The sequence below is a fragment of the Lysinibacillus sp. genome (assembly GCF_032093475.1).
GTDB lineage: Bacteria > Bacillota > Bacilli > Bacillales_A > Planococcaceae > Lysinibacillus > Lysinibacillus irui.
Genome location: NZ_DAMDAY010000179.1, coordinates 1 through 6,311, shown reverse-complemented (window position 1 = coordinate 6,311; position 6,311 = coordinate 1). Strand labels below are relative to the sequence as shown.

General features: G+C 37.1%; 6 protein-coding genes. 4 read left to right on the top strand and 2 right to left on the bottom strand.

Annotation, left to right across the window (positions count from 1 at the left end; all coding sequences use genetic code 11):
- The 3 genes from RT445_RS22610 to RT445_RS22600 all read left to right on the top strand — a co-directional run.
- Nucleotides 1-550 (top strand): SDR family NAD(P)-dependent oxidoreductase (locus tag RT445_RS22610; RefSeq protein ID WP_313471617.1); only part of this gene is annotated, 550 nt, incomplete at its 5' end.
- A 22-nt stretch (nucleotides 551-572) separates the two neighbouring features.
- On the top strand, nucleotides 573-2,063 hold the full coding sequence (locus RT445_RS22605) for a sodium:solute symporter family protein (RefSeq protein ID WP_274794566.1): 1,491 nt from the start codon (nucleotides 573-575) through the stop codon (nucleotides 2,061-2,063).
- Nucleotides 2,064-2,224: 161 nt separating this feature from the next.
- Nucleotides 2,225-2,920 (top strand): hypothetical protein, encoded by a 696-nt coding sequence (locus tag RT445_RS22600; RefSeq protein WP_313471616.1) that lies wholly within the window; start codon nucleotides 2,225-2,227, stop codon nucleotides 2,918-2,920.
- A 44-nt stretch (nucleotides 2,921-2,964) separates the two neighbouring features.
- Here RT445_RS22600 and RT445_RS22595 read toward each other — a convergent pair whose 3' ends face one another.
- Nucleotides 2,965-4,659, bottom strand: coding sequence for a methyl-accepting chemotaxis protein (locus tag RT445_RS22595; RefSeq protein WP_274794564.1), 1,695 nt, complete (start codon nucleotides 4,657-4,659; stop codon nucleotides 2,965-2,967).
- 275 nt (nucleotides 4,660-4,934) lie between these two features.
- Nucleotides 4,935-5,930, bottom strand: coding sequence for a M23 family metallopeptidase (locus RT445_RS22590; RefSeq protein WP_274794563.1), 996 nt, complete (start codon nucleotides 5,928-5,930; stop codon nucleotides 4,935-4,937).
- Nucleotides 5,931-6,145: 215 nt separating this feature from the next.
- Here RT445_RS22590 and RT445_RS22585 point away from each other — a divergent pair.
- Nucleotides 6,146-6,311 (top strand): hypothetical protein (locus RT445_RS22585; RefSeq protein ID WP_396631822.1); only part of this gene is annotated, 166 nt, incomplete at its 3' end.

Below are 6,311 nucleotides of genomic sequence, written 5' to 3'. Positions count from 1 at the left end.
CTCACAAGAAGTACAAGCGATGCATCAATTTATGGACGAGGACTTCGGGGAAATTGATATTCTTGTAAATAACGCCGGATTTGCACAGGGATCTAGCATTACAGATTTAACGGATGAACAGTGGGATAAAATGATTAAAGTTCATTTATATGGTTGCTTCTACAATTGCCGTGAAGCAGCTAAAAGAATGAAGGAACGCAATACAGGGAAAATCATCAATATATCATCTGATATTGGCAGCCTAGGTTGTGAAGAATTTACTCATTACTCAGCGGCAAAAGGCGCTATCAATGCTTTTACAAAGGCATTAGCTAGAGAGTTAGCACCTTCAATACTTGTCAACGCTGTTGCTCCTAGTGGAACATTTACGGACATTCTAAAAGAGTTTGGAGATAACTATGTGGAGGAAGAGTCCGCTAAATATCCATTAAAACGTTTAGCGCAACCTGAAGAGATTGCGAAAAGTGTGCTATTTTTAGCCTCTAATCATGCTGACTTCTATACAGGTCAAATTTTAACGCCTAATGGTGGAGTTGTGATGAACGGATAATGGAAAACTAAGGAGTACGACTATGTTAAACGTTATAATTTTTTGCTTATACTTACTATTTATCTATTACATTGGTTATAAAGGTTATAAGCGTGTCAACACAGCTGAGGATTTAATTGTCGCTGGCTGGAGTATGCCTCTTTCAGTTGTCACGGGGAGTTTAGTTGCTGCCTTACTAGCAGCTCCATTCTTTTTTGCGGCTGTAGGTTCAGGCTATACGAGCGGTGGCTTTGAGGGAACGGCAACAATGGGTGGTCTAGGGACTTGTATGATTCTTGGGTCACTCATTTGGACAAAGCCATTACGACGCTTAAAGGGTTGGACACTAGCAGATTACTATGGATTACGCTATGGCAGTAAAAAGCTAGGTGCGTATACTGGTATCGTAATGGCTATTGCTTTCGGTGTTTTTAATGCAGCTGCATTAACAGTTGGTGGGACGTATATTATTCAGCAACTATTACAAATTGATTTCATTCCGGCAGCGCTTTTATTTGTATCCTTAACTGCTATCTATTCTGTTATTGGGGGTTTATGGGCAGTTGCTTATACAGAAATAGTGCAAGGGGCGCTTGCAGTAGCTGGAATACTAGGTATTACTATTTTTATTTTATTTTACTATCCAGACGTTACCTTCAACCCTGAGTGGTGGAATATCAGTACATTATTTGAAAAGGCAGGAGCCGAGTTTTGGACATTGTATCTTGTTCTAGCACTCGGTGACATCCCTGCAGTTGACTTAGGACAAAGGGTAGCAGCTGCGAAAAGCCCAAGAGTGGCACAGCGCAGTATGATTATTGCAGGTAGTATTGTTATTGCTATTAGCTGGATTCCAGGGATGTTGGGTGAAGCTTTCAAATCCATTTATCCCAATAGTACAAACCCAGAAACATTGATGCTGACTTTCGCACAGGGCTATTTCCCTCCTTTATTAGCAGCTATTTTCTTAACGGCAATGGCAGCTATGGGGATGTCTACTGTAGCGGCATGTTATGTAGCGACTTCGGGTATTGTGACAAAGAATATCTATTTAGATTTTATTAACCGTAATCCAGATCCGAAAAAGCTTTTAAGATTCTCACGCTCTATTATTCTATCAAGTGCATTATTAGGTTTAGTGCTGGCTATAAGCTTCCAAAAAGTAATTGATCTAGCTTATTTAGCATGGGATATTATTTTTGTAACGATTTTCTGGCCAATTGTATTAGGCCCATTTTGGAAACGTGTGAGTACACCTGCAGTTTGGGCAAGTATTTCCGTTGGTTTAATCTATTACATTATTACATCTCTAACATTCGTACCTAGTCTCACAATCCAATCGGATGGTTTCATTGGTTTACTAAATGAATTATGGCAAGCACCTGTATTTTCAGGCGTTGTTATAACAGGTATCACGATAGTAGTGGTGAGCTTACTAGTACCACCGTCACAGCATGTCCTAGAGATGCATAAAATAGAAAAAGATAAAACTTTAGACGACGTAAGCAGTAAAGAAGAATTAATCGGTCGTTAATTGACTCTTACACACGAGAACATTGGCTATTCAAGGTTCTCGTGTTTTTTATTTATGGTAGATAAATATGAGAAATAAGAATGAAAAGATAGAGTCGAGAATAAATTGCTAGTACATCAAACTATTTCTCTAGCGATTATCTTGATAAAGGCGGGATCTGAATGAAAATTATTTTTTTCATTTTATTAGGGATTATCTATCTTTTTCTAGCAAATGCAATAAATATAATCATCATTCAAGAGGTATTTTTTTTAATTGGCTTAGCTTTAGTATGTATAGGTATTGTTCGTTATATAAAAGAACGGTATCTTGCGGCCCAAGCCCTGGCTGCGCTAACAGAGGCTAGTACAGAGGAAATAATGGCTATACCTCATACTCAATACACATTATCTAGTAATGCTTTACATGCATTATTGTTAAATGAACAAACCAATATGCTCATAATCGCACAAAGAGAAGAGTTAGGCGGAGAGCTGACAATTACGGAGATTCCATTTAGCAAAATATATGAAGTAGCTATTATGGAAGATGAAGTGTTTATGCTTAAAACTAAAAATTATTTAATGAGTGGTTCATTATTAGAAGAAGATAATGAGGATGAGGAATTAGCAGAACAAGAGGATGAAGAAGAAGAAGAAGAGGATACGGTAACAAAGCTATCGCTAAAGCTAGTAGTTGATCATTTATCAGATCCTATTTTAGAGTATACTTTTATGGATACTGAAGAAGATCCTATTTCAAAAGAAGAGGATGAATATAAAGAAGCAATGGAATTATGTGAGAAGTGGTACCAAAAGATAAGTGTAATTATCAAACGTCACGAACTTGAAAGAGTCCCAATTAGACATTGGCAATGATACAAAAAGCTATCTCGTAAGTTTGAGATAGCTTTTATAGTACTTTATATTTTAAATTGTTGTAGTTGATTATTTAGCTCTTCAGCCATTCCTGCTAGCTGATTTGCGCTTCTAGCAATTTCATCCATAGTAGCAGCAGTTTCCTCTACAGTAGCTGTTGTTTGTTCAACACCAGCGGCTGATTCTTGCGAAATGGAAGCCATATCATCGATAGAGGCATTAATGGTGTCAGAGTTTTGAGCAAGACTGTTTAAATTAGTTGAAATGGTTGTAATATTATCAATCATATCCTCTACAGCACTAGAGATTTGTTCAAATGTTTCATTCGTTTGATCAAGCTGTGTTGTCCCTCTTTTTACTTCCTCATAGCCCATTTGTAAAGCAGAAGTGACATTGCTCGTCTCACCTTGAATGCGGTGGACAATAGTTGATATATCTGTGACAGAGAATTGTACTTGTTCGGCAAGCTTACGGACCTCATCTGCAACGACAGCGAAGCCTTTCCCATGTTCACCTGCTCGTGCTGCCTCAATTGCTGCATTTAATGCGAGTAAATTTGTTTGGTTTGAAATATCGTCTATAACGGAAACTAGCTTTGAAATTTCAGCAGACTGGCTATTTAAACTTTCTACCTTCTTGACGGAATCTAACATAATGTCGTTAATGGCGGCCATTTGCTTTGTAGATTGTACCATTAAGCTTTTGCCAGAAACCGTTAAGTTTTGAACATGACTAGAATGTTCCTTTAATTCAACGCCTTCTTGTGTAGTATCATAAATACTACGCTTAAATACGTTCATTGTTTCTGCTAAATCACCTGTTGTTGATGCTTGTGTTTCTGTGCCTGAAGCAAGCTCCTGCATTGTTATTGTAATTTGTTCAGTCCCTGCTTGTACCTCATTCGATGATTGGGCAAGCTCTTCACTACTTGCTGCTACTGTTTCAGAAACAGTGTAGATCGAGTGAATGGTTTGTTTTAATTTATCGTTCATGTCGTTGGCAGAAGCCATTAACGTTCCGATTTCATCTCTTGTTTTTACTACTAATGGTTCAAGTTGCAAATTACCATCTGCTAATTCTTTCATTCGATTTGCTACTACTGTCACTGGTTTAGAAATGATACTTGCTGTGATAATAGCAATCACAATACCAGCGATAGTTAAGACCAAACTAACAACAATGCCAATTGACCTGTTATTTGAACTGGTTGACACAACATCATTGCCAACGTCCATAATCGCGTCTGCACGTTCATCTGCAAGTTTTTCATACCCATTGCGTATAGTCGTGACGAGGTCATGGGTATCCATTAAATTTTCTAAAGCCAATTCATGATTGCCCTTTTGATAAATATCAAATACCTCTGTATTGACGAGATTGCTCCAATCACGTGCTATTTCTACTAGTTTGGTACGTTCCTCAGATTTTTCATATTTGTCTAGAATAGCATTATTTTCTTCAGCCATTTCCCGATACTCATTAAATGTTTCCTTGTACTTTTCGTCTCCAGTCATCACATAGTTTAAAGCTGCAGACAGACGGACACTCATAGACAACGCTAAATTTTTACTAGCGTTCAAAACTACTAAATCTTCCTTTACTAAACCTTTTGCCTGTTTTTCCATATTTGTATTGGAATTGTAAGTGTAGGTTGTAAAACTAATTACTAATACTAATAAAAGAATAAATGCACTTAAAATACGAGCTTTAAGTGTCTTAAACTGAAAAATGCTCTTCATTTCCCCATCCCTTTACTAACTCATCAAGAGTTTTAATAAAACACAATTATTATTTTATAACTATTTAGGTTGATAAATAAGGCTTTCGGTAGAAATATTTAAAAATAGTTTTTTAGTACAACAGTACACTTATTTTCCTTCTGCTAGTAGTTAAAAATATATAGAGGTCGAGCAACTAATTAATGTATTTATGTAAAATTACCTATATAAATAAAAAAAGCACTTGTAGCAAATTGCTTCAAGTGCACAACATGTATGAATGAAAGAAATAAAACCTACTTTTTTTGATTTTTTGCTTGCCGCTCCCATTGCAGTAAGGAAGGGTATGGATCAAAAGCCCATTCAGTTCTACCATTAAATTTGTAAATACCATAATGGAGATGGGGTGGGAATTTACCTGATGTCCCTTCTTTTCCGTATCCTGAGCTTCCTACATAGCCAAGAACTGTGCCAGGCTTTACAATGGTGCCTACTTCAATATCCTTATGATAGCTCCCAAGGTGGGCATAATAGTGATAGGAGTTATGATTGTCACGAATTCCGATACGCCAGCCACCAAATTGATTCCAACCTTTTACCTCGACAATACCATAGGAGGTAGAAAGTACAGGGGTTCCGTAGCTTGCAAAAATATCGGTTCCCTCATGGATGCGACGTCCACCCCACCCTCTATTTGCGCCCCAAGTGCCTTTGTAGCTATAATCAGAGCGAATATTAAGTGGGAAGGTATGGGCATCAAGTTCCGTTGTTTTAAAATGTCTGTATAGTGTTGAGATAGTGAAAATTTGATTAACGGCTTCTTCACTTCCGTAATATTCCCATAATGCTAATTTAAAATCCTCATCAGTCGTTCCAAATTTCCCTAAATAACTAGCCATGGAAAAGATGACATCCTCATCATCCTTTGGACTAGCGATTCCGTCATGATTACCATCAAGGCCCATTCCTCCGAAATAGCTAATCGTTTCAGGTGAGGTATCTTCCTTTACAGGATTAAATGCACCTGACCAATATTCATCAGAGAATTGTATAGCCAAATAGCCTTCCCGTTTAGGGATATCTTTACGAACAGACTGTAAATTCCTTTCATACTGATCAATAGCTGCTAAAAAATACCAGGGGATGAGTAATTCATCGAATTGTACATAATAGGTCATACGCTGCTGTAAAATTTCTTCTTCTGTAAGCTCTTCTTTTGCATAAGCTGCAGAAGGATAAAGTAGCATCCCTAAAAGTAAACATGTGAAAAGAAATTTAAAATGGCGATTCAATGATAATGGACCTCCTTTCTAACGTTAGAATAACCGAATTTTTTATCTTCATTCAGTAAGCTTTTATGTATCAAAATCGTCGGTAAATTCCCATTGTTGTAGTTAAAAAAATATAAATAATAAGAAGAAACTTCATCAAAGAAAAAGTAATGGGTATCATCATGTCATTTACTTCATACTATGTTATAAATCAAGCCCTGAATGGAGGGAAGGCTATTAACATTTTAGATAAAGTGAAAAACTATCGCGAAGAAGAAAACAGGCTGAAGTGGGAAGGGACATTTGCAGATTATTTAAACATCCTTAGGGAAAGACCTGAAGTTGCTCAAACAGCCCATTCACGCGTCTACAATATGATAAAAAGTGCTGGTGTAGTGGAAC

Coding starts and splice junctions, on each gene's coding strand:
- RT445_RS22605 (WP_274794566.1), top strand. CDS start 573: ATGTTAAACGTTATAATTTTTTGCTTATACTTACTATTTATCTATTAC.
- RT445_RS22600 (WP_313471616.1), top strand. CDS start 2,225: ATGAAAATTATTTTTTTCATTTTATTAGGGATTATCTATCTTTTTCTA.
- RT445_RS22595 (WP_274794564.1), bottom strand. CDS start 4,659: ATGAAGAGCATTTTTCAGTTTAAGACACTTAAAGCTCGTATTTTAAGT.